This is a genomic window from Lacinutrix sp. MEBiC02595 (genome assembly GCF_053601555.1).
On sequence record NZ_JBSHNU010000124.1, the window covers coordinates 17,617 to 40,077 of the forward strand.

The following is a 22,461-nucleotide window of genomic DNA, read 5'->3' on the forward strand; positions in this document are numbered from 1 at the left end:
TGGTAATTCGTCTAAGAAATTAAATCAGAAATCTTTTTGGTACTAGGAAATTGCTCAAAGATAATTTTAAGAAAAACAGTAATAGGAATAGCCATTATAAGACCTGGAATTCCCCAAAGGAAACCCCAAAACATTAACATTATTAAGACAGTTATAATGTTTATAGAGAATGATTTGCCCATAAAAATTGGTTCTAAAATGGCACCAAACAATACTTGAACTCCAGTAATAGCGATTACAAAGAAAAACAAAGTACTTGTTGGATCTAACTCGATAAACGCAAAAATAGAAAGTGCAATTACCGCAATAAAGGAACCTACCATTTGTACAAAATTAATTACAAAGGCAAAAAGCCCCCAGAAAATAGGGAAACTAACATCAAAGAAATAGCAAGCCAAACCGGTACCAACTCCTGTTAAAAAGCTAACTAAAAACTTTACTTTTATAAAGGTGTTTAGTTCTTTCTGAATTTTACCATAGGCAAGTAAAGAAGTTCGTTTTTTCTTTAAAACCATTTTATTTAAAACATCTTGCATATTAATAGACTCTGCTAATAAGAGTACCACGAAGAATGCCGTCATGAGTAACATGGTTAAAAATTGGCGTAAAAAACCAACCGTTGTACCAATATTTTCTTTTTGAATAAATTGCGCTAAGATGTTTTTATCTTTTTGCATCTCTACCCCAAAAGTATTTTCTAAATATAGGGCTGCATCATTTATTTTAACTTCCGCCTTGTCAAAAAAAGCAGTATCACTCGCCATAATTTGTTTGCTAGACAATTTAATAAGCTCTACTCCCATTTTCACTCCTACAGCGATTAATAAAACGACTATAATTATGCTTAATATTTTTGGGACTCTACGTTTACCTAACCAACGCATTACTGGTAAAAACAACAATGCAATAAACATAGCAAATACCAAAGGAATAAATATAAAAGACAATACTTTTAATAGATAAAACAATATAGGTATCACTATAATTAATAGTAGTATGTTGGTAGTTCTGCGTTCGCTTAACATGTAGGTTTTTATTTTTCTATTTGATTTAGCTATTAAAAAATCAGTTTAAAATGGTACATCATTATCATCAAAATCATCTGGAGCACCAAATGCATCACTTGGTGATGGTAAATTTTCAGATTTAAAAGTATCATCATTTGCGGCTGCATTCATTTTAGAATGAAACTCAAAAGGCGAATCAAAATCGTCCAGATTATCAAACTTACCTAAGTTTCCAATAAACTTTAAACGTATATTTTCTAGTCCACCATTTCTATGCTTTGCAATAATAAATTCGGCTTGCCCTTCTGTTGGGGAGCGTTCTTCATCATCCCATTCATCAATTTTATAATATTCTGGTCTGTAAATAAAACTCACAATATCTGCATCTTGCTCAATTGCTCCAGATTCACGTAAATCGGATAGTAAAGGTCTTTTACTTCCTCCACGTGTTTCTACAGCACGCGATAGTTGTGATAAAGCAATTACCGGAATACTTAATTCTTTTGCTAATGCTTTCAAGTTTCTAGAAATCATAGAGATTTCTTGTTCCCGATTTCCACCGTGGCTACTACCACCAGTCATTAATTGCAAATAATCTACCATGATCATTTTAATACCATGTTGGGATGCTAAACGTCTTGCTTTTGCACGTAAATCGAAAATTGAAAGGGATGGCGTATCATCAATAAACAAAGGTGCTTTTTCTAAACCTTTTACTTTAACGTTTAGTTGTTCCCATTCGTGTTTTTCTAATTTCCCTGTTCTTAGTTTCTCGGAAGACAATCCCGTTTCACTAGAAATCAAACGTGTTATTAACTGTACGGAAGCCATCTCTAGAGAGAAGAACGCAACAGGTACATTTTGATCTACAGCAATATTTCTTGCCATAGATAAAGTTAATGCTGTTTTACCCATACCTGGACGAGCAGCAATAATAATTAAATCGGATGGTTGCCAACCAGAAGTAAGTTTATCTAATTTATTAAATCCAGTAGCAATACCACTTAAACCTTCTTTATTCGATATTTCTTCAATTTTCTTTTTCGCCTGAATTACTAAATCTTGCGCTGTTTCACTCGATTTTTTAATATTTCCTTGCGTTACTTCATATAGCTTCGATTCTGCTTTGTCTAATAAATCGAAAACATCTTGTGTTTCGTCATAGGCATCTTCAATGATTTCTGAAGAGATTTTTATTAAACTACGCTGAATAAATTTCTGTAAAATAATACGTGCGTGAAACTCAATATGGGCAGAAGAAGACACTTTTTGTGTCAGTGAAATTAGATAAAAATCTCCTCCAGACACATCTAGCTTTTGATTTTTCTTTAATTGGCTTGAAACGGTTAATAAGTCAATTGGTTCACTGTTTTCAAACAGTTGAAAAATAGCTTCAAAAATATGTTGATGTGCTTCTTTGTAAAAAGCATCTGCACTTAAAATATCAATAACTTCATCTACACCCTTTTTATCGATCATCATTGCCCCCAGCACAACCTCTTCTAAATCAAGAGCTTGCGGAGGAATTTTCCCTCTTTCAAGATTGATTAATGTACTCTTATCGACTGGATAGCCTTTTACTTGATTTGGTTGCTTCATGTAAGCGAATGTAAATAAATTGTTGAGATATTAGTACGTATAAAGATAGTTCAATCTTCACAGGTAGTTAACATTTTAACTGTTAATAAGTAATAAATATTGTTAATAAGCATAAAAAAAACTGAAGCGTATGACTTCAGATTTTTTCATTAAGTGGTTTTATAAGGACTAGCCTTTATAAACACCTATGTTTGAGTATTTTTCCATACGTTGATTTACTAAATCTTTTGGTGATAAGTTTTTAAGCTCTTCAAAAGTTTTAAGAATAGCAGTACTTACAGAAGAAAACGTTTTTTCTCTATCTTGATGTGCACCACCAAGTGGTTCTTTAATTATTTCATCTACAATACCAAGCTTTTTCATGTCTGTTGAAGTAAGCTTTAATGCATCTGCAGCCTGTTCTTTATATTCCCAGCTTCTCCATAAAATAGAAGAACAAGATTCTGGTGAGATTACAGAGTACCATGTATTTTCAAGCATTAGCACTTTATTTCCAACACCAATACCTAATGCTCCTCCAGAAGCACCTTCACCTATAACAATTGTTATAATTGGCACTTTTAGCCTTGTCATTTCTAGTATATTTCTAGCAATAGCTTCTCCTTGTCCACGTTCTTCTGCTTCCAAACCAGGATATGCTCCAGGAGTATCTAATAAAGTTACTACAGGAATTCCGAATTTTTCGGCAGATTTCATTAAGCGTAGTGCTTTTCTGTATCCTTCTGGATTTGCCATCCCGAAGTTTCTGTATTGTCTAGTTTTTGTATTGTATCCTTTTTGCTGACCAATAAACATAAAGCTTTGGTCTCCTATTTTACCAAGACCACCAATCATTGCCTTATCGTCTTTAAAGGTTCTATCTCCATGAAGCTCTAAAAAAGATTCGCCACAAAGTGCTTTAATATAATCTAAAGTATATGGTCTGTTAGGGTGACGTGACATTTGTACACGTTGCCATGGCGTTAGGTTTTTATATATATCCTTTTTGGTAGCTAAAAGCTTTTTCTCAATTTGCTTACAAGTTTCTGTAACATCTACATCACTTTCTGTACCAATAATTTGGCATTTTTGCAATTGATCTTCTAGCTCTTTTATAGGTAGTTCAAATTCTAAATATTCCATTTTTGAATTTAAGTTTAATTAATAGTTAGTGTGCAAAATTACGTATTTTTTTGTTTACTCTTTTATCTTCTTTGCTTTTAAAGCTTTCCAATTTTTCAAAATGCCGTTAAGTAGCACTACTCCAAGAATTAAAGATGCGCCATAATAAAAATTATTTGTCATTTTTTCTTTTTCAGGAAAAAGTAAAATGGCTAAAATAATACCGTAAATAGGTTCTAAATTATAGGTAAGAACAACAGTATATGGACTTATATATCGCATGACATGTACAGAAGCTATAAATGCATAGGCCGTACAAATAGATGCCAGAATGAATAAGTACATATAATCAGATGCTGGCAATTGAAAGAATGCAACGGAAAAACCATCATAAAAGACTAAAAGAAATATGGTTATAAAAGTGACTCCGCTTATAAACTCGTAAAACGAAATGCTTGTTGCAGAATACTTTTCTAAAAACTTTCCGTTTAGTACTGCAAATAATGAGGATAAGAATGCGGAAGTGATACCTAAAATAATTCCGGTAAGGTATTTCATTTCGCTTTGCGTGATAATGCATACTCCTAAAATTACAATAAGACCAAATACTATTTCGTACCAAATAACTTTTCGCTTATAGATTAATGGTTCAATTAATGAAGCGAAAAAAGCGCCTGTGGAAAACATGGCTAATGTTATAGAAATATTGGAAGCATCAATTGCTCCAAAAAAAGTAATCCAATGTAAAGCTATAATAACACCTGCAAAAGATAATTTTGCAATTGCGCTTAAGGAAAGTTTAATCTTCGTTTTAGAGACTGCAATGTAAACACCTACTAATATGGTTGCCATTAGCATTCTAAACCAAACTAATGGTACCGCATCCACCGTAATTAACTCGCCAAGTATGGCTGTAAATCCAGCAATAAATACGAGCACATGTAAATGCAGGTAGTTTTTTAGCTTATCGTTTAGCATTATATAATAAGTATGTAGCTAAAATACCAAATAGAATATTAGGAAACCAGACTGCTAATATTGGTGAAAAGTCGGATTGTGCCGCCATCACTCCAAAAATTTTATCAAAAAATACAAAAACCATGGCAATACAAATACCAAAGGCAAGGTTTACTCCCATTCCACCACGACGTTTTATAGAAGAAACAGCAACTGCTATAATGGTTAATATAAATACGGAAACTGGTAAACTCCACTTTCTGTATTGCACTAATTTATAGCGACCAATATTAGAAGAACCTCTTTTTTCTTCTTTTGCAATAAACTTTGTTAAATCACCATAAGTAAGAGTTTCTGCGATATATTCAACAGGAGTTAAATCTTCTAAATCAAAAGAAAACAAGGTGTCTTTTCTTCTTTCTTTTACTAAGATATCATCATGTTCTCCAATAGTTCTTTTTACATATTTAATCATTCTATATGTAGAATCTTTTTCAATAAAACGTATGTTTTGCGCTTCTATTTTATAGATCATTTTATCATTTTCAAAATGCTCTAAAGTAAAGTTATGCCCAAGTTTTTCTTTTATATTAAAACTACTTACATATATATAATCGTTGTCGTTAATCTGCCTAAACACATTTTTGGTATTTGCGGCACTTTTTCCTTTTTTAAAATATTTAAAATCAAAATCATTAAAACCTTTACTTGCTTCTGGCGCTAGATATAATCCTAAGATTAAAGCAAAGACTGCTACTATAGAAGCACCTATTAAATAAGGTCTTAAAAATCTGGTAAAGGAAACTCCGGAGCTTAAAAAGGCTACTATTTCTGTATTATTAGCTAGTTTGGAAGTAAAAAAGATAACCGATAAAAACAAAAACAATGGAAAAAGTAAATGTGCAAAATAAACGGTAAAGTCTACAAAGTAAAGTAGGACTTCGCCTAGTGGCACGTCATTTTCAAGAATTTTTCCAATTTTTTCGGCAAGGTGCACTGTTATTCCAATAGGAATAAAGAGTAGCAACATCATGAAAAATGTAGACAAATAGCGTTTTAGTATGTACCAATCAAGTATTTTCATTCTCTCCCAACCTCTCCAAAAGAAAGTGTTTTTAAGTGTTTAAATTGTTATAGACGTTTATCCATTTGTTTTACCATCATATCTTTCCAGGTTCTAAAATCCCCTGCTAATATATGTTTTCTTGCTTCACGAACCAACCACATATAAAAACCTAAATTATGAATGGTTGCTATTTGTTTTCCTAATAACTCATTCACATTAAACAAATGCTTCAAATATGCTTTACTGTATTCGGTATCTACAAAAGTAATTGCCATTTCGTCAATTGGAGAAAAATCGTCTTTCCATTTGGCGTTTTTCATATTCATTGTTCCATGCGCTGTAAACAACATACCATTTCTAGCATTACGAGTTGGCATTACACAATCAAACATATCAATACCTAAAGCAATGTTTTCCAAAATATTAATAGGTGTACCAACGCCCATTAAATAACGAGGTTTGTCTTCCGGAAGAATTTCTGTTACTACTTCTGTCATGGCGTACATTTCATCAGCTGGTTCCCCAACAGAAAGTCCGCCGATGGCATTTCCTTCTGCTCCTGCGTTTGCTATATATTCTGCCGATTGACGACGTAAATCTTTATAGGTACTTCCTTGAACTATTGGAAAAAATGTTTGTCCGTAATCATATTTTAAAGGTGTTTTCTCTAAATGGTTTATACATCTATTTAACCAACGATGCGTCATGTGCATAGAACGTTTGGCGTAGTTATAATCACAAGGATATGGTGTACACTCATCAAAAGCCATGATGATATCTGCACCAATACTTCGTTGAATTTCCATTACATTTTCTGGAGTAAACATGTGCATACTTCCATCTACATGCGATTTAAATTTAACACCTTCTTCTTTAATTTTTCTATTTGCGGAAAGAGAATACACTTGATAACCACCTGAATCTGTTAGAATATTTCTATCCCAATTCATGAACTTATGTAATCCTCCAGCTTTTTCTAAAATGGTTGTTTTTGGTCTTAAAAACAAATGATAGGTATTCCCTAAAATAATATCTGGATTAATATCGTTTTTTAACTCACGTTGATGCACTCCTTTCACAGAAGCTACCGTACCAACAGGCATAAATATTGGCGTTTCTATTACACCATGATCTGTTGTCATGACTCCTGCTCTTGCACTACTTTGTGCATCTTTTCCTTTTAATTCAAATTTCATCCTAATATATTATGAAGTGGCAAATATAATTAACTAAACAAGATACCATCTTAAACATTTAATAAAATTACAATTTACGTTACATTTCAATCTCGATTTATACCATATTAAAGGATATAAACAATTGCAAAAGAAAATAATTACTTTGTATCTTCGTTTTAACAAGAAATCACTAAAACGAATTATTATGAAAAATATCTTAATTACAAGTCTTTTGCTTTTTGCCTTTATCTTTAATTCAAGCGCACAACAAGGAACCGGATTTGGTTTAAAAGCAGGTGTAAATTACAATGCTAACGGAAAGTATGTTGCATCCATTACTTCAAACTCAGAAAATCCAGAAAGAAATGTTGGTTTTCATATTGGGGCTTTTGGTAAAGTAGGAGATAAAATATTTTTTAAACCAGAACTAGTATACACGAAAACAAAAAGTGATTACGATAGTGATGACTTTACTATGCAAAAATTAGATGCACCGCTATTAATTGGTGTTAAGTTTTTAAAGTATTTTAATGCTTTTGGAGGACCATCTTTACAGTACATTTTAGATACAGAATTTGATGGCGTTGCTATTAGCAAGGTGGAAAATGATTTTACGGTAGGTCTAAATTTTGGTTTTGGAGTAAGCTTAAATACAATAGGAATAGATTTAAGATATGAAAGAGGTTTTAGCGAAAACGAGGCTACTTTTGTTGGCAACAACGGTTTAGACGTTAGCCGAATTGATACTAGACCAGACCAACTTATATTAAGTCTTTCTATTTTATTATAATCTAAAATAGATACAACAACAAAAAGCCCACTTTTCTTTTGAAAAAGTGGGCTTTTTTATTTAAGCTGTTTTATGCTTTCTTATTCTGGATATGTATCATCTAAATAATCTGGTGTACCATTACCATTAGAATCTATAGCTCTAAAGGTTTTTAAAGTAAATCTAGCATTACTATTGCTGTAATCTATATCGATAAGCACTTCATCACTAGCTATTTGAGTACTATTATCAAAGAAATATTGCGCGTCTTCTCTTAGTGTAAATGGCATACCAGTATCATCTAAGGTATACGATTTTACTTCGATTTCATTTATAGTATTAATACCATCACCATCATCATCACCATCAAAAAAGTTAGGAGCAGTATCTCCATTTGTGTCGTCATCAAAAACATCCGAATTACCGTTTAAATCTTCTAAAAATGAAGGAATACCATCACTATCGTGATCCATTAAAACACGATCATATACGCTAAATTTAAAAATAAGCGGCGTGTAATTCGTTACATCTTCTAACACTTGGTTAAAATAAGCAAGTCCTGATGGTAAAAAAGCTGCACCAATACCATGATTATGATATGCATCCGTTCCATCTCCAACCGCACTAAAACTAGTAGCTGTTTTAAACTCAATCAAAGCTTCTTTAAAACCGGTAACAACACCTCCATTTGCTACGCTTGTTAATTCAAAATTTGTAGGATTTATTGCGTCATCAAAGACAAGTCCTTCTGTGGTACTTCCTTCATAAGTAACAAATACTTCATCTATAAAGTGTACCTCATCTCCTAGACCTTGTCTAACTTCTAAATAATACATTTTATAAAACAAACCTTCTTCAGAAGGATCTTCAACCATTTTAAACTTAAGTTCTGGTCTGTCCATTATAGGCGTTTTACTAGTATCCTCTGTAAGTGCTGTAAAAACAATTTCAAAATTATCATTTGCAGTACTACCATATGGTGCCGCAAAATCAAAATCGACATAGTTATAAAAATGCGTTTCTAAAAACGTTTCAATTTCTAATAGATCTTCTCCATACACTTCTGTTCTGTCTCTTAGTGCCACTGTATTTGTACTATCATCATCTGGAGTACAAGATGCTATTACAATTATTAATGAGAATACAATTAATGCAATTTTTCTTAATTTCATTTGTGCGTTTTATTTTTCTTGTTGCAAATGCAAAACCTCTTTTGCTTGTTTATTGGAAAACAAAAAAATAAGGTTATTTCAATATTACTTTTTTTTTGCCTGCAAGATACAATTTTAAACTAATTTTGCACAAGAACATTAACGTAGTTTTTTATAATAAATTGGATGCGAATAGATAAATTTTTGTGGTGTGTAAGATATTTTAAAACAAGAAATATAGCAACAACAGCTTGTAAAAAAGGGCACATTAAAATTAATGGAGATGCTGCAAAACCAAGTAGAGATGTTTATGCTACAGATATTGTTGAAGTACGAAAAAACCAAATCAACTATAAATTAAAAGTTAATGATATACCTCCAAATAGAGTTGGTGCAAAACTGGTAGACATTTACCGAACAGATATAACACCAAAAGAAGCTTTTGAAGCACAAGAACTTTTAAAATATTCTAAAGAGTACTACAGAAAGAGAGGAACAGGAAGACCTACTAAAAAGGACAGAAGAGATATTGAAGATTATAATGAAGAAAATGAAGATTAAAATTATTACATTTAAATAATCTCATTTATCTTTGAAAAAACAACTCTAAATTATGGTTAGCAAAAAAAACAGCATTCTAACGCACGAAGAAATAAATCATAAAATTAAGAGAATTGCTTATCAAATTTATGAAAGCAATGTTAATGAAGAAGAAGTTGTTTTGGCAGGAATAGATAGTAATGGTTATATTTTAGCGAAGAAATTAAAAACAACATTATCTAAAATATCGACAATAAAACCTATTTTATGTAAAGTTATTATAGATAAAAAAAATCCGTTAAGCAAAATCACCACTTCCATTCCAGCCACAGATTACACAAACAAATCTGTTATTTTAATAGATGATGTACTAAATAGTGGTACTACTTTGGTTTATGGTGTTAAACACTTTTTAGATGTACCATTAAAACAATTTAAAACTGCGGTATTGGTAAATAGAAATCATAAGAAGTATCCCGTAAAAGCAGATTTTAAGGGGATTTCGCTTTCTACCTCATTACACGAACATATTGATGTTGTTTTAGAAGGAAATAATTTTGAAGCTTTTCTAAAATAACTGTTCCTGAATAGATTCTAAAACTTCATTTTCTTTTTTATTCGCATCCACAGTAAATTCTGCTTGAGAATAATATGCTAGCCTTTCGAAAAGGTGCTTTCCAACAAACTCCATTAATTCTTCTTTTGTTTTAAGATGTGCTATTAGTGGTCTCTTATCTGTTTCGCGCAACACTCTTTCTACTAAGTTTGGTATGGTAACTTGTAAGTAAAGTGTTTTAATATTAGAATCGTTTAAAAGTAAACTCATGTTATTACCATAACAAGGTGTTCCTCCTCCTAAACTAATTACCGTGTTTGTTTTAGTGGCAACTAGTTGTTTTAAATAATCATGTTCTTTTTTCCGAAAATAGATTTCTCCTTTGCTCGAAAACAATTCCTTAATGGTTGCATTTTCTTCTTTTTCTATAAAATTATCTAAATCTAGAAACTCATATTCCAAAATATCTGCTATTTTCTTCCCAAAATAGGATTTTCCAGAGGCCATATACCCAAGTAAAACTATTATCATATTGACGTTATAAATTGATTATTAAAAACATACATAATTGCTTTGCAAAAAAACAAAAAAAAAATAAAAAAAATTAATTAAAAGCATTGTTTTATTAATAAAACCTTCTATATTTGCACCCTCGTTACAGCGAGCCAAAATGACCTGGTAGCTCAGTTGGTAGAGCATCTCCCTTTTAAGGAGAGGGTCCTGGGTTCGAGCCCCAGCCCGGTCACTAAAAAAGTTAAGCAAGTGCTTAGCTTTTTTTTTATGTATTTCGCTTTTTTAATTTTTCGCATGTCGCGGAATTGGTAGACGCACTACCACCTAAAAAGTATTGTTTTATTAATAAAACTTTCTATATTTGCAACTTCGTTACGGCGAAACAAGAATGACCTGGTAGCTCAGTTGGTAGAGCATCTCCCTTTTAAGGAGAGGGTCCTGGGTTCGAGCCCCAGCCCGGTCACCAATCGGAATATATTCCGAAACGTAAACCTTGATAATCATATGATTGTCAAGGTTTTTTCATTTTAGAACATCTTATTGCCTAGCCCATCGCAATCTATAAAGAGCTCCATAACCAACACGCTAACAAATCATCTAATAACTAAAAACGTATTGGGCTAATCTATTGCTGTTTTTCAACAAAATAGCGTTGTGTTTTTCTTTCATATACGTTCCTTTAGATTTTAATATCGGTGTTCCTTTCTTGTTCTATTAGTCTATTCCTCTGGTGTAATTCTAAATTACAGGATCCCTTCCTACTTCTCTAAAGCTTCTTAAGCCATTATTTCCGGATAACATAAATAACAACAATACATGTAACCATGTGGTCACATGTATTCATAAAAACCTTATATTGGTAAAATAAAGAAGATGTAATCGTAAAAACACTTCCGTATTAAAGGAAACAAATCACAACAATTAACCTAGTATTACTAAGAAATTTTATGGAACCTACTTTTTTAGAAGCAAATAATAATTTTGATTATACCTCAGACGTTATAAGGAACTTAATAGAAAAGATCCATAATGACGATTCACAAATCTCTTCCTTTGATTTTACGCTAAACGCGTATTATTACATACGAGATACTTGGCCATATAATCCATATCGATTCAGTTTAATTGAAAAAGATTGGAAAGCATCCGAAATTTGCACACGTACTTCCGGACATTGCCTAGATAAAGCGATCCTTTTAATAAGTGTTTTACGTGCTAAAAACATACCTGCACGTTTAGGTTTGGCGAAAGTAAAAAATCATATTGCTGTGGAAGATATTGTTGAAAAGTTTGGCAATGATGTATTGGTACCACATGGTTATGTTGAAATATTCTTAAACGATAAATGGGTAAAAGCAACTCCGGCTTTTAATAAAACACTATGTGAAAAATTAAATGTAGCTCCCTTAGACTTTGACGGCGTAAACGATTCTCTATTTCAACCTTTCGATAATTCGGGTAATACGGCGTTTATGGAATATTTAGAAGATTATGGAACCTTTGACCACGTACCGCTTTTATATATGTTCGATTTAATGAAGGAAACCTATCCTGCTTTACACACCAATAATATTGAATTAGGAATGGTATTAAACCTAAAGGAGTTATAATGAAAAAAGATAGAACTGCGACCGAAGCAAAAATATATGAAAGTTTTTTAAGTCTTTTGGAAGAAAAAGGACCACAAGCAGTTGGCATCAATGCCATTGCAAAAAAGGCTGGTGTTTCTAAAGAACTTATTTACCGTTATTTTGGTGGTATCCAAGGATTACTTCTACATTTAGCCCAAAAAGGCGATTTTTTCCAATCGTTATTAACCCTTCAAAATAATGATTTAGATACAGTTGCTAGCGTTAAGGAATTTGCTAAAGCAGGTACAAAAGAGCTTCGTAAAAACAAACTAACACAAGAGATATTACGTTGGCAATTGTTAGAAAACAATGATGCAACTCGTGAGTTATTCAAGTTTAGTAATCAACAAATGGATAAAGTACTCTCCATTTCAGATAAAAATAGCTCGCTTAATCATGCGCTTCAACTAATGATTGGTGGCTATGTCTATCTTACGCTCTTATCTAAATTCAATAAAACTTTTATTACTACGGATTTAACCGCTCCAGATTCTTGGGATAATTTTGATAAAGCGCTAGAAAAAACAATTGATTTATTTAACAAATAGTTTTTTGCCATCGCAAAGAAGCTATTCCTAATACTTTCCAAAATTATTTGTTTTCAAACACTTTTAAAATTTCAAATGATTTATATTTGTCCTTGGATATAGATACTATCTAATACGTTTCATGGTTAAGCTATACTGCTTAACTTTTTTTATATTAAATAGTAATGCGCACGTGGCGGAATTGGTAGACGCGCCAGCTTGAGGGGTTGGTGGACATTAGTTCGTGGAAGTTCGAATCTTCTCGTGCGCACAAATTTAATCCTTGTTTTCCTTACCGTATGAGGATTTCAAGGATTCCATCTTTAACACCTTTCTATTTTAGTAAATCATCCAGTATTTCTCTAACTTTTTCGCTATTCCAATTTGCAGCACCTTCCTTATCTATTATTATTTCCCCTTCCTTATTGATCAGAAATGTTCTAGGAATACTAGAGATTTCAAATTCTGAAGAAATACTCAAAGGCGTATACACATTAAAAGAATAGTTGTTTTTCGATACAAAGCTATTGATGACTTCCTTTTTTTCATTGGACACAAATAGAAACACCATCTTATCTTTATAAGCATCATGCAACTTTTGAAGGTTAGGCATTTCAGCAATACAAGGCGGACACCAAGTAGCCCAAAAATTGATTAAAACGACTTTGCCTTTAAAATCGTTAAAGTCCACAACATTCCCTTTTGCGTCTTGTAATTGCCAACTCGTATAGTTTATAAATACGGTATCCTCTTCTGCTTCTACCGAAGGACTAAACAAAGCCAATCCTTTATGCAACATTACTTGAATAGGTTTTCTTGTTTGCGGAAGTATCATTAGAACAATGATTACAAAAAAGAGTATATTTTTAAGTTTTAATTTATTCATATTATAAAAAAAATGAAGCGTTATTTATAAGTAAACAACGCTTCAAATCTAACAAAAAACAAGGATTAAACCTTTAATATTTTTATCTAGTTACCGATCCTGAAAGAGAAACTACAGGTCCTGCTCCCATTGCAATTGCGGTATGGTTCATTGCGTCTGCAGGAACCATGTGTGCTAATGGTTTTAATGTAAATGGTGCTGCACTGTTATCTGGGCTAGGCTCTACAGAAACAACTATTGTTGCTCCTTTTAAGTCTGTAGGAAACGTCATTCCTGCTGGTGCATTTTGTAAAAAGTCTTCTCCTGGATATCCTGGACCATTTCCAGCATCTCCTTTAAATGGAGAAGTAGCTGCGTTGTCATCTGCCATTGCAGCATCTGTAAAAGTTCCTGTACTTACTGGAGTTCCATTAATTACAGCCCAACCTTCATATTTCCATCCATCTGCAAGTGTTGGTAAGTCTAAACCAGTTACTGCTGTTCCTGAAGTATTATCTAAAAACCAAACACCGCTAGCTTCATTAGTATCATCCATATCTGTAGGCGTTGCTAAAATGTAGGTTCCTGTTGCAGAAGAAAAATCTGCTACTAAATTAGAATTTACATTTGCCGAACTTCCTGAAAAATCTCCAGCTAAAATTTTTGTTGCTGCTGGTGCAGGATCAGGATCTACTGCTGGCTCAATAGACAATACAAATGTAGTTGCCGCTGTTAATTGTGTAGCATCTACAGTAAAGGTCTTTGGAAAAATTACGTCTGTAAAAGTTCCTGTAGAAACCGGAGAACCGTCTACAATAATCCATCCTTCATAAACGAAATCGGATCCTAATGTTTCTAAACCTGCAAGGTTTAATGTTAAATCTGCTGTTGAAGGAGTGCTGTTGTTATCATCATCACTACTGCAAGAAGTGGCAAAAATCCCTAATGCCATCACTGCTAAAATTGTTTTCTTAATCATTGCTATATAATTTTTATTATTTATAGGTCAAAATTACATACCAAAACAACAATAAAATGTTAGCTAGCTAACACTACGCACTTTTTTTATACATTCTTATTTCTTTTCTATTGAAATCTAACACTTTTTCTTCTTTTAATTCATTTAAAAGAATATTCAATGTAGGTCTTGAAGTGCCTATTAACGAAGCAATATCTTTTTGGGTGTACGGATGTTTAATGACATGATCTCCTGTTTTAGGACAGTTATAACCATATTCATCACATAATTCATTTAAAAATTCTTTTAAACGCGATTTGGTATCTTTAAATAAAAGTAGCTGTAGTCTTCGTTCTAATTTCTGAAATTTAAATCCGATAAACTTATATATTTTAAAACTAAAGGTTTGATTGTCTCGCATTAAATCATGCATGGTATCTACACCAATGGGACAAATGGAAGTTAGATTATCTACCGATTGTGCAAATTCTTTTCTAGTGATTTGACCTAAAATGGCTTTTTCTCCAAATAATTCCCCACGAGTTAAAATAGCTTTGACTACCTCTTCTCCATCTTCATTGTAGTAACCAATCTTTACTTTTCCTTTTTCAATGAGATATACTTTATTGGCGGAATCTTCTTCAAAATAAATATAATCCTTCTTCTTATAAGCATCAAAATTATGATCTTTCTTATAGGTTTTGAATTTATGAGGACATAGTACTTTAAAGAGATTTACATCATCAAAAAACCAAAGTGAGTTCATATTATTTTATTTAAAGGATTTGATTAACAGTCGGGTTTTGGCATAAAAACTTACAAATACCCCAAAAAAAACTCCTAAATTACTTTAGGAGTTTTTAATACACGTATCGTATTTAAAAAAACACGTTAAGAGTTATTTTCTTTCTTAATTAAATTTAATGCAGAACCTTCATTGTACCAATCAATTTGTGGTTGGTTATAGGTGTGATCCAACATCACCATATCTTTAGATCCATCTGCGTGAACAACTTCTAATGTTAATTGTTTTCCTGGTGCAAATGCATTTAAATCTGTAAAGTTGAATGTATCATCTTCTTGAATTAAATCGTAATCTGCTTCGTTAGCAAATGTCAATCCTAACATCCCTTGTTTTTTAAGGTTTGTTTCATGAATTCTTGCAAAAGATTTCACAATAACTGCGGCAACACCTAAGTGTCTTGGTTCCATAGCAGCATGCTCACGAGAAGAACCTTCTCCGTAATTATGATCTCCTACTACAATCGTTTTAATACCAGCAGCTTTATATGCTCTTGCTACATCTGGAACGCCACCAAAATCACCAGTTAATTGATTTTTAACAAAGTTAGTTTTCTTACCGAACGCATTTACAGCACCAATTAAACAGTTGTTCGAAATATTATCTAAATGCCCTCTAAAACGTAACCAAGGTCCAGCCATAGAAATATGATCTGTAGTACATTTACCAAAAGCTTTAATTAATAGTTTCGCACCATCAATGGTATTTCCTAAAGGTGTAAATGGAGTAAGCAATTGTAAACGCTCTGAAGTTGGGCTTACCGTAACTTCAATTCCACTACCATCTGCCACTGGTTCAACAAAACCTGCATCTTCTACTGCAAATCCTTTTGGAGGTAATTCCCATCCTGTTGGCTCATCGAACATTACTTCTTGACCTTCTTCGTTAATTAATTTATCTGTTAACGGATTAAAATCTAATCTTCCTGCAATTGCAATAGCGGCAGTTATCTCTGGAGAAGCCACAAAAGCGTGCGTGTTTGGATTACCATCGGCACGTTTCGCAAAGTTTCTATTAAACGAGTGTACAATACTATTTTTTGGTGCGTTTTTAGGATCGCTATATCTCGCCCATTGCCCAATACATGGTCCGCAAGCATTCGTAAATATCTTAGCGTCTAATTTTTCAAAGATTCCTAAAATACCATCTCTAGCAGCTGTATAACGTACTTGTTCGGATCCTGGGTTAATACCAAGTTCCGCTTTCATTTTTAACCCTTTATCTAAAGCTTGTTGCGCGATAGAAGATGCTCTGGATAAATCTTCGTAAGAAGAGTTAGTACAAGAACCTATTAAACCCCATTCTACTTGTAAAGGCCAATCATTCGCTTTCGCTTTTTCATTCATTGTTTTACCAACTGGCGTGGATAAATCTGGAGTAAAAGGTCCATTTAATAATGGTCCTAATTCCGATAAGTTAATTTCAATAACTTGATCAAAGTATTGTTCTGGATTTGCATACACTTCTGCATCTCCTGTTAAATATTCTTTCACTTCATTTGCTGCATCTGCAACATCTGCTCTATCGGTAGCACGTAAATAACGTTCCATAGAGGCATCATAACCAAATGTAGATGTGGTAGCTCCTATTTCTGCTCCCATGTTACAAATCGTTCCTTTTCCTGTACAAGACATAGAGATCGCTCCTGGTCCGAAATATTCTACAATTGCACCTGTTCCTCCTTTTGCAGAAACAATACCAGCAACTTTTAAAATCACATCTTTAGGTGCTGTCCATCCCGAAAGCTTTCCGGTTAACTTCACTCCTATTAACTTAGGGAATTTAAGTTCCCAAGCCATTCCTGCCATAACATCTACAGCATCTGCTCCACCAACACCAATAGCAACCATACCTAATCCACCTGCATTTACGGTATGTGAATCGGTACCAATCATCATTCCTCCTGGAAATGCATAATTTTCAAGCACTACTTGATGAATAATACCTGCTCCTGGTTTCCAAAAACCGATTCCGTACTTATTAGAAACGGAAGCTAAAAAATCAAACACTTCACTACTTACCGAGTTTGCGTGTTTTAAATCTGTTGTTGCTCCGTCTTTCGCTTGTATTAGGTGATCACAATGTACCGTAGTTGGCACTGCTACTTGTGGTTTACCTGCTTGCATAAATTGCAATAAAGCCATTTGTGCAGTGGCATCTTGACAAGCAATACGATCTGGCGCAAAGTCTACATAATCTTTTCCTCTAGTGAATGCCTTTGTAGGACTTCCATCCCAAAGGTGATTATATAATATTTTTTCTGAAAGTGTTAACGGCTTACCAACAACTTCACGTGCTTTATCTACACGTTCTGCCATTTGAGCATAAACCTTCTTGATCATATCAATATCGAATGCCATAGTATTTTGTTTTTAATTTTATCCTACTAAGATACAAAATGTAGCATGACTTTAAAAACAGAATTAACATATAAATAATGATACTAAAATAAGTTTTTTCTATGCAGAAATTGTGCGAAATAGGAATAGTTAAATTTTTCCTTTCTGGGAAGCTTTAAAACAGAAAAAATCAAGATTTAATATTTTGGATTTGGATTGTCTTTTTATTAAAATAAATTCTAAAAACATCCTTAATGAGCTACACTTGGTATCGTTAAAGGGACATTACTCGGACGCTAGAATTAGTGCGTTAAGGATTTTATATTTCCATAACTATAAATACTCTTTTACCCTATTTTATATTTTAAAAAAAAAATCTAAAAACACCCCTAAAGTCGCCTCTAGGGGACATTACTCATACTCTAGAATTAGTGCGTTAGGGATTACTCATTTATTCTATTTTATTAAATAGGTATTCGTGAGTGTTTCACAATTGCACCGGCATCCTTTTTTTATATCTCAAAATAAATAATATGGAACTAAAAGTATACAGATTTCTTTGTTGTTCACTTCTTGCAAAGACATTAAAAAAAAGATATAGCCCTTCGACTGCACTCCGGATAAATTACAAGCCCGACCCTTGTGGTAACGCCCACATTATTTTTCTTTCCAAACGAACTAGAACGCATAAAAAAATCCCAAGCCTAAGACTCGGGATTTTGAATTATTATAATGCAATCTGTTGCTTATCGCACTAATTGTTTTGTAGAAGGCTTGAATTTTGTTAAAACAATTCCATCTACAGCAGCTTCATATTCTGCCATAGTAGGCGTTCTTCCTAAAATTGTAGATAAAACTACAACTGGCGTAGAAGACAATAAAGACTCTCCTTTTTTCTCTCCAGAATCTTTTACAACTCTACCTTGGAATAAACGTGTGGAAGTTGCCATTACGGTATCTCCTGGTGCCGCTTTTTCTTGGTTACCCATACATAGGTTACATCCTGGACGCTCTAAGTATAACATGTTTTCGTATCCGGTACGTGCTTCTCCTTTAGGTGCATTGTCATCGAACTCGAAACCGGAGTATCTTACTAATACTTCCCAGTCGCCTTCTGCTTTCAACTCATCCACAATATTATAAGTAGGAGGTGCAACTATTAAAGGAGCTTTAAATTCCACTTTACCATATTGCGCTTCCACATTTTTCAACATTTGCGCTAATATTTTCATATCTCCTTTATGCACCATACAAGAACCTACGAATCCTAAATCTACTTTTTTAGTTCCTCCATAGTAAGATAACGGTCTAATATTATCATGTGTATAACGTTTAGAAACATCATCATTATTTACATCTGGATCCGCAATCATTGGTTCCACAATTTGATCTAAATCAATAATAACTTCTGCATGATATTTTGCGTTAGCATCTGGTCTTAAAGAAGGTTTCATACCCGTTTTAAGCTCTATGATTCTAGTTTCCGCTTTATCAACTAAACCTTTAAGTACTTGTTTAGCATTGTCCATTCCTTTTTCAATCATGATCTGGATACGACCTTTTGCAATCTCTAAAGATTCAATTAAGGTATCATCTTCAGAAATACAGATAGAAGCTTTTGCTTTCATCTCTGCTGTCCAATCTGTAAAGGTAAAAGCTTCATCTGCAGTAAGTGTTCCAATGTGTACCTCAATAACACGACCTTGGAATACGTTTTCACCACCAAATTGCTTTAACATTTGTTGTTGTGTTGCGTGTACCACATCACGGAAATCCATATACGATTTCATTTCTCCTTTAAAAGTAACTTTTACAGATTCTGGAATTGGCATAGAAGCCTCACCGGTAGCCAATGCTAAGGCAACAGTTCCTGAATCTGCTCCAAAAGCAACACCTTTAGACATTCGTGTATGTGAATCTCCACCAATAATGATATCCCAATCTCCTACGGTAATATCATTTAATACTTTATGAATAACATCTGTCATTGGGAAATATTTCCCTTTAGGATCCCGACCAGTAATTAAACCAAAATCGTTCATGAAGCGCATTAATCTAGGAATATTCGCTTTAGATTTATCATCCCAAACCGAAGCGGTATGACAACCAGATTGGTACGCACCATCTACAATTGGAGAAATAACGGTAGCAGCCATCATCTCTAATTCTTGAGAAGTCATTAAACCTGTAGTGTCTTGAGAACCTACAATGTTAACCTCTGCACGAACGTAAGAACCAGCATGTAAAGTTGCTCCTGAAGTTCCTACTGCATTTTTATTAAATATTTTTTCTACTGCTGTTAAACCTTGACCTTCAATAGTCACTTCTTTAGAAGTGGCATATACTTGAGGAGCTTCAATACCTAAGGTTTTTGCCGCAAATGTTTGTAATTTTTTACCAAAAACAACAGCATAAGAACCGCCTGCTTTCATAAACTCCATTTTTTGTGGTGTAAATGCTGCAGAAATATCTTTCAATTCTTTATCGCCGTTATATAATTTTTTTTCTTTTGTATTTATGGTAAGAATTGTACCTGTATCTACAGAATACATTTCTTTTAATATTGGTTCCCCATCTTCATCACGAATCGTATTTCCTTCTGCATCTTTTTGCTGTACCCAGTTTTTAAGATCTAAACCAATACCTCCTGTTACACCAACTGTTGTTAAGAAAATTGGAGCAATACCATTAGTCCCTGCAATTACTGGAGCGAAATTAATAAATGGTACATATTGACTAAAAGGAACACCTGTCCATAAAGCCACATTATTTACACCAGACATTCTAGAAGAACCAACTCCCATGGTTCCTTTTTCTGCAATTAGCATAACACGCTTATCTGGATGTTGTTCTTTTAAAGCTAATAATTCCTTTTGCATTTCTTTATTATGCTCGAACATACATTGCCCATGTAATTCACGATCGGATCTGGAGTGCGCGTCTCCTCCTGGAGATAATAAATCGGTTGAAATATCACCAACTCCGGCAACATAAGTAACTACGTCTATTGTTTCGTCTAGCTCTGGAAGCTTTGTAAAAAACTCTGCCTTAGCATAACTTTCTATAATGTCTTTTGCTATTTCACTACCATTTTTGAATGCATCTTCTAAACGCGTAGTATCTGCTTCGTATAAGAAAACTTGTGTTTTTAAAACGGCTGCAGCTTCTTTTGCGATAGCAGCATCTGCTCCTAAAGCTAAGTCTAATAATACTTCGACGGAAGGTCCACCTTTCATGTGAGACAATTGCTCTAAAGCAAACGTAGGTGTAATTTCTTGGACTACAGATTCTCCTAAAATGATTTCTTTTAGAAACTTTGCTTTAACACCTGCAGCACTTGTGGTACCTGGTAAAACATTATAGATAAAAAAGTTTAGAGATTCTTCTCTGTCTGCATTATCGACATCTTTAATTTGAGTAATGATTTCGCTAAGTAATTCAGCTCCATCTATTGGCTTTGGATGAAGTCCTAATTCTTTACGGTCTTCAATCTCTTTAATGTAATCTTTATACGTGTTCATATAACTAGAATAATTCTTTTCAATCTTAATTAAATGGAATTTTATTTTGAGAAAATGTCATGATATTTCCAACAGATTCACCTATTTCATCAATATCTTTAACTATATCCATGACAAAACCATATTCCTTAAGATTTAGGGTTGATTGTTTTTTTTAATATCAAGCGAAATTACAAAATTTAGAAGAGTTTAAAAAATATTTAAAGATATGGGAGAATGATTAAACATAATCCAATAAAAGCACCCATTTAGGATATAGGATTGCGAATATGATAATCTGTGAGGTAAAAAATAGTAAATTAATAAATGAAACTAAAAATAATGCTAAACAAACTATTTACAACGATTCTAAATTAATATACAAGGTAAAGTTTTAGAAGGAAAGCAGGTAATATGGCACTATAAAAGAGTTATTAAATAGCATATATTAAAACAAGCTTTTAATTATTTGCTCTTCAGAGATCCCTTCTGCTTCCGCTTTATAATTTTTTATAATTCGATGACGTAAAATACTGGTAGCTACGGCTTGAACGTCTTCCATATCTGGAGAAAATTTACCATTTATAACGGCATGTGTTTTTGCTGCTAATATTAAGTTTTGAGAAGCTCTTGGTCCGGCTCCCCAATCGATATAATTTTTCACTAAATCTGCTGCTGTATCACTATTTGGTCTAGTTTTAGCCACCATTTTTACCGCATATTCTATGACATTATCTGCAACAGGAATACGACGAATAAGCTGTTGAAAACCAATAATTTCTTCCGAAGAGAACAAAGTATTCACTTTTACTTTCACATCCGACGTTGTCGCTTTTACCACTTGAACTTCCTCTTCAAAAGATGGATAGTCCAAATGTATAGCAAACATAAATCTATCTAATTGTGCTTCTGGTAACGGGTATGTTCCTTCTTGCTCAATAGGGTTTTGTGTAGCTAAAACAAAATATGGCAAACTTAATTTATAATGGTGTCCAGAAACGGTAACTGCTCTTTCTTGCATTGCTTCTAAAAGCGCTGCTTGTGTTTTTGGTGGTGTTCTATTGATTTCATCTGCTAAAATAATATTAGCAAATATTGGTCCTTTTATGAACTTGAAGTTTCTGTTTTCGTCTAGAATTTCACTACCTAATATATCGCTAGGCATTAAATCTGGTGTAAACTGTATTCTTTTAAAATCTAATCCTAACGTTTGTGCAATTGTATTTACCATTAGCGTTTTTGCCAAACCTGGTACACCAATTAGAAGCGCATGTCCTCCTGAAAATATAGCTATCAGGATTTGGTTAACGACTTCATCTTGCCCTACAATGACTTTGGCAATCTCTTGTCTTAAGTCTTTATATTTCTTTACAAATTGTTCTACAGCTGCTACGTCAGACAT

At 33.2% G+C, this 22,461-nt stretch carries 19 protein-coding genes and 3 tRNA genes; 8 read left to right on the forward strand and 14 right to left on the reverse strand.

Going from position 1 to position 22,461, the window contains the following annotated elements; genetic code table 11:
* Positions 1-11 precede the first annotated feature (11 nt).
* From ACVCZW_RS00880 to tgt, 6 genes are all read right to left on the reverse strand, one after another.
* The gene (locus ACVCZW_RS00880) at positions 12-1,025 is read right to left on the reverse strand and encodes an AI-2E family transporter (RefSeq protein WP_452229514.1); all 1,014 of its coding nucleotides are present in this window, start codon (positions 1,023-1,025) and stop codon (positions 12-14) included.
* A 45-nt stretch (positions 1,026-1,070) separates the two neighbouring features.
* The gene (dnaB, locus tag ACVCZW_RS00885) at positions 1,071-2,606 is read right to left on the reverse strand and encodes a replicative DNA helicase (RefSeq protein WP_452229513.1); all 1,536 of its coding nucleotides are present in this window, start codon (positions 2,604-2,606) and stop codon (positions 1,071-1,073) included.
* Positions 2,607-2,774: 168 nt separating this feature from the next.
* Positions 2,775-3,728 (reverse strand): acetyl-CoA carboxylase carboxyltransferase subunit alpha, encoded by a 954-nt coding sequence (locus ACVCZW_RS00890; protein WP_452229512.1) that lies wholly within the window; start codon positions 3,726-3,728, stop codon positions 2,775-2,777.
* Between the two features lie 54 nt (positions 3,729-3,782).
* Entirely contained in the window at positions 3,783-4,685 is a 903-nt protein-coding gene (locus ACVCZW_RS00895) for a DMT family transporter (RefSeq protein WP_452231410.1), read from the reverse strand.
* Complete coding sequence (locus ACVCZW_RS00900) at positions 4,672-5,748, reverse strand: LptF/LptG family permease (RefSeq protein WP_452229510.1); 1,077 nt, start codon at positions 5,746-5,748, stop codon at positions 4,672-4,674. The genes ACVCZW_RS00895 and ACVCZW_RS00900 overlap by 14 nt, the downstream gene beginning before the upstream one ends.
* Positions 5,749-5,795: 47 nt before the next feature.
* Entirely contained in the window at positions 5,796-6,926 is a 1,131-nt protein-coding gene (gene tgt, locus ACVCZW_RS00905) for a tRNA guanosine(34) transglycosylase Tgt (protein WP_452229509.1), read from the reverse strand.
* 187 nt (positions 6,927-7,113) lie between these two features.
* Here tgt and ACVCZW_RS00910 point away from each other — a divergent pair, with 187 nt between their 5' ends.
* Positions 7,114-7,698, forward strand: a complete 585-nt coding sequence (locus ACVCZW_RS00910; RefSeq protein WP_452229508.1) for an outer membrane beta-barrel protein — start codon at positions 7,114-7,116, stop codon at positions 7,696-7,698.
* 80 nt (positions 7,699-7,778) lie between these two features.
* Here ACVCZW_RS00910 and ACVCZW_RS00915 read toward each other — a convergent pair whose 3' ends face one another.
* Complete coding sequence (locus ACVCZW_RS00915) at positions 7,779-8,849, reverse strand: FKBP-type peptidyl-prolyl cis-trans isomerase (RefSeq protein WP_452229507.1); 1,071 nt, start codon at positions 8,847-8,849, stop codon at positions 7,779-7,781.
* Positions 8,850-9,014: 165 nt separating this feature from the next.
* Here ACVCZW_RS00915 and ACVCZW_RS00920 point away from each other — a divergent pair, with 165 nt between their 5' ends.
* Together ACVCZW_RS00920 and ACVCZW_RS00925 are read left to right on the forward strand one after the other, a co-directional pair.
* Positions 9,015-9,389 carry an RNA-binding S4 domain-containing protein gene (locus ACVCZW_RS00920; RefSeq protein WP_452229506.1) on the forward strand — a complete coding sequence of 125 codons (375 nt, stop codon included), beginning with the start codon at positions 9,015-9,017 and terminating at the stop codon, positions 9,387-9,389.
* Between the two features lie 52 nt (positions 9,390-9,441).
* Positions 9,442-9,945 (forward strand): phosphoribosyltransferase family protein, encoded by a 504-nt coding sequence (locus ACVCZW_RS00925; RefSeq protein WP_452229505.1) that lies wholly within the window; start codon positions 9,442-9,444, stop codon positions 9,943-9,945.
* Here the strand turns inward: ACVCZW_RS00925 and ACVCZW_RS00930 are convergent.
* The gene (locus ACVCZW_RS00930) at positions 9,937-10,455 is read right to left on the reverse strand and encodes a shikimate kinase (RefSeq protein WP_452229504.1); all 519 of its coding nucleotides are present in this window, start codon (positions 10,453-10,455) and stop codon (positions 9,937-9,939) included. The genes ACVCZW_RS00925 and ACVCZW_RS00930 overlap by 9 nt on opposite strands.
* Positions 10,456-10,596: 141 nt before the next feature.
* On the opposite strand from ACVCZW_RS00930, the gene ACVCZW_RS00935 reads away from it, so the two are divergent.
* The 5 genes from ACVCZW_RS00935 to ACVCZW_RS00955 all read left to right on the forward strand — a co-directional run bounded on the left by ACVCZW_RS00935 (position 10,597) and on the right by ACVCZW_RS00955 (position 12,866).
* Positions 10,597-10,669 (forward strand) — tRNA-Lys (locus tag ACVCZW_RS00935).
* Between the two features lie 158 nt (positions 10,670-10,827).
* A tRNA-Lys gene (locus ACVCZW_RS00940) sits at positions 10,828-10,903 on the forward strand.
* A gap of 481 nt (positions 10,904-11,384) precedes the next feature.
* Entirely contained in the window at positions 11,385-12,047 is a 663-nt protein-coding gene (locus tag ACVCZW_RS00945; protein ID WP_452231411.1) for a transglutaminase-like domain-containing protein, read from the forward strand.
* On the forward strand, positions 12,047-12,616 hold the full coding sequence (locus ACVCZW_RS00950; protein ID WP_452231412.1) for a TetR/AcrR family transcriptional regulator: 570 nt from the start codon (positions 12,047-12,049) through the stop codon (positions 12,614-12,616). The genes ACVCZW_RS00945 and ACVCZW_RS00950 overlap by 1 nt, the downstream gene beginning before the upstream one ends.
* A 166-nt stretch (positions 12,617-12,782) precedes the next feature.
* Positions 12,783-12,866, forward strand: a tRNA-Leu gene (locus ACVCZW_RS00955).
* 63 nt (positions 12,867-12,929) lie between these two features.
* Here the strand turns inward: ACVCZW_RS00955 and ACVCZW_RS00960 are convergent.
* The 6 genes from ACVCZW_RS00960 to ACVCZW_RS00985 all read right to left on the reverse strand — a co-directional run bounded on the left by ACVCZW_RS00960 (position 12,930) and on the right by ACVCZW_RS00985 (position 22,461).
* A complete protein-coding gene (locus ACVCZW_RS00960) occupies positions 12,930-13,481 on the reverse strand; it encodes a redoxin family protein (protein ID WP_452229501.1) in 552 nt (183 codons plus the stop codon).
* 82 nt (positions 13,482-13,563) lie between these two features.
* Positions 13,564-14,439: an anti-sigma factor gene (locus tag ACVCZW_RS00965; protein WP_452231413.1), complete on the reverse strand. Its 876-nt coding sequence runs from the start codon at positions 14,437-14,439 to the stop codon at positions 13,564-13,566.
* A gap of 73 nt (positions 14,440-14,512) precedes the next feature.
* Positions 14,513-15,184, reverse strand: a complete 672-nt coding sequence (locus ACVCZW_RS00970) for a Crp/Fnr family transcriptional regulator (RefSeq protein ID WP_452229499.1) — start codon at positions 15,182-15,184, stop codon at positions 14,513-14,515.
* A gap of 125 nt (positions 15,185-15,309) precedes the next feature.
* Positions 15,310-17,580, reverse strand: a complete 2,271-nt coding sequence (locus ACVCZW_RS00975) for an aconitate hydratase (RefSeq protein WP_452229498.1) — start codon at positions 17,578-17,580, stop codon at positions 15,310-15,312.
* 725 nt (positions 17,581-18,305) lie between these two features.
* Positions 18,306-21,080 (reverse strand): bifunctional aconitate hydratase 2/2-methylisocitrate dehydratase, encoded by a 2,775-nt coding sequence (locus ACVCZW_RS00980; protein ID WP_452229497.1) that lies wholly within the window; start codon positions 21,078-21,080, stop codon positions 18,306-18,308.
* A gap of 427 nt (positions 21,081-21,507) precedes the next feature.
* Positions 21,508-22,461, reverse strand: a complete 954-nt coding sequence (locus ACVCZW_RS00985; RefSeq protein ID WP_452231414.1) for an AAA family ATPase — start codon at positions 22,459-22,461, stop codon at positions 21,508-21,510.

Coding starts and splice junctions, on each gene's coding strand:
- ACVCZW_RS00880 (WP_452229514.1), bottom strand. CDS start 1,025: ATGTTAAGCGAACGCAGAACTACCAACATACTACTATTAATTATAGTG.
- dnaB (WP_452229513.1), bottom strand. CDS start 2,606: ATGAAGCAACCAAATCAAGTAAAAGGCTATCCAGTCGATAAGAGTACA.
- ACVCZW_RS00890 (WP_452229512.1), bottom strand. CDS start 3,728: ATGGAATATTTAGAATTTGAACTACCTATAAAAGAGCTAGAAGATCAA.
- ACVCZW_RS00895 (WP_452231410.1), bottom strand. CDS start 4,685: ATGCTAAACGATAAGCTAAAAAACTACCTGCATTTACATGTGCTCGTA.
- ACVCZW_RS00900 (WP_452229510.1), bottom strand. CDS start 5,748: ATGAAAATACTTGATTGGTACATACTAAAACGCTATTTGTCTACATTT.
- tgt (WP_452229509.1), bottom strand. CDS start 6,926: ATGAAATTTGAATTAAAAGGAAAAGATGCACAAAGTAGTGCAAGAGCA.
- ACVCZW_RS00910 (WP_452229508.1), top strand. CDS start 7,114: ATGAAAAATATCTTAATTACAAGTCTTTTGCTTTTTGCCTTTATCTTT.
- ACVCZW_RS00915 (WP_452229507.1), bottom strand. CDS start 8,849: ATGAAATTAAGAAAAATTGCATTAATTGTATTCTCATTAATAATTGTA.
- ACVCZW_RS00920 (WP_452229506.1), top strand. CDS start 9,015: ATGCGAATAGATAAATTTTTGTGGTGTGTAAGATATTTTAAAACAAGA.
- ACVCZW_RS00925 (WP_452229505.1), top strand. CDS start 9,442: ATGGTTAGCAAAAAAAACAGCATTCTAACGCACGAAGAAATAAATCAT.
- ACVCZW_RS00930 (WP_452229504.1), bottom strand. CDS start 10,455: ATGATAATAGTTTTACTTGGGTATATGGCCTCTGGAAAATCCTATTTT.
- ACVCZW_RS00945 (WP_452231411.1), top strand. CDS start 11,385: ATGGAACCTACTTTTTTAGAAGCAAATAATAATTTTGATTATACCTCA.
- ACVCZW_RS00950 (WP_452231412.1), top strand. CDS start 12,047: ATGAAAAAAGATAGAACTGCGACCGAAGCAAAAATATATGAAAGTTTT.
- ACVCZW_RS00960 (WP_452229501.1), bottom strand. CDS start 13,481: ATGAATAAATTAAAACTTAAAAATATACTCTTTTTTGTAATCATTGTT.
- ACVCZW_RS00965 (WP_452231413.1), bottom strand. CDS start 14,439: ATGATTAAGAAAACAATTTTAGCAGTGATGGCATTAGGGATTTTTGCC.
- ACVCZW_RS00970 (WP_452229499.1), bottom strand. CDS start 15,184: ATGAACTCACTTTGGTTTTTTGATGATGTAAATCTCTTTAAAGTACTA.
- ACVCZW_RS00975 (WP_452229498.1), bottom strand. CDS start 17,580: ATGGCATTCGATATTGATATGATCAAGAAGGTTTATGCTCAAATGGCA.
- ACVCZW_RS00980 (WP_452229497.1), bottom strand. CDS start 21,080: ATGAACACGTATAAAGATTACATTAAAGAGATTGAAGACCGTAAAGAA.
- ACVCZW_RS00985 (WP_452231414.1), bottom strand. CDS start 22,461: ATGTCTGACGTAGCAGCTGTAGAACAATTTGTAAAGAAATATAAAGAC.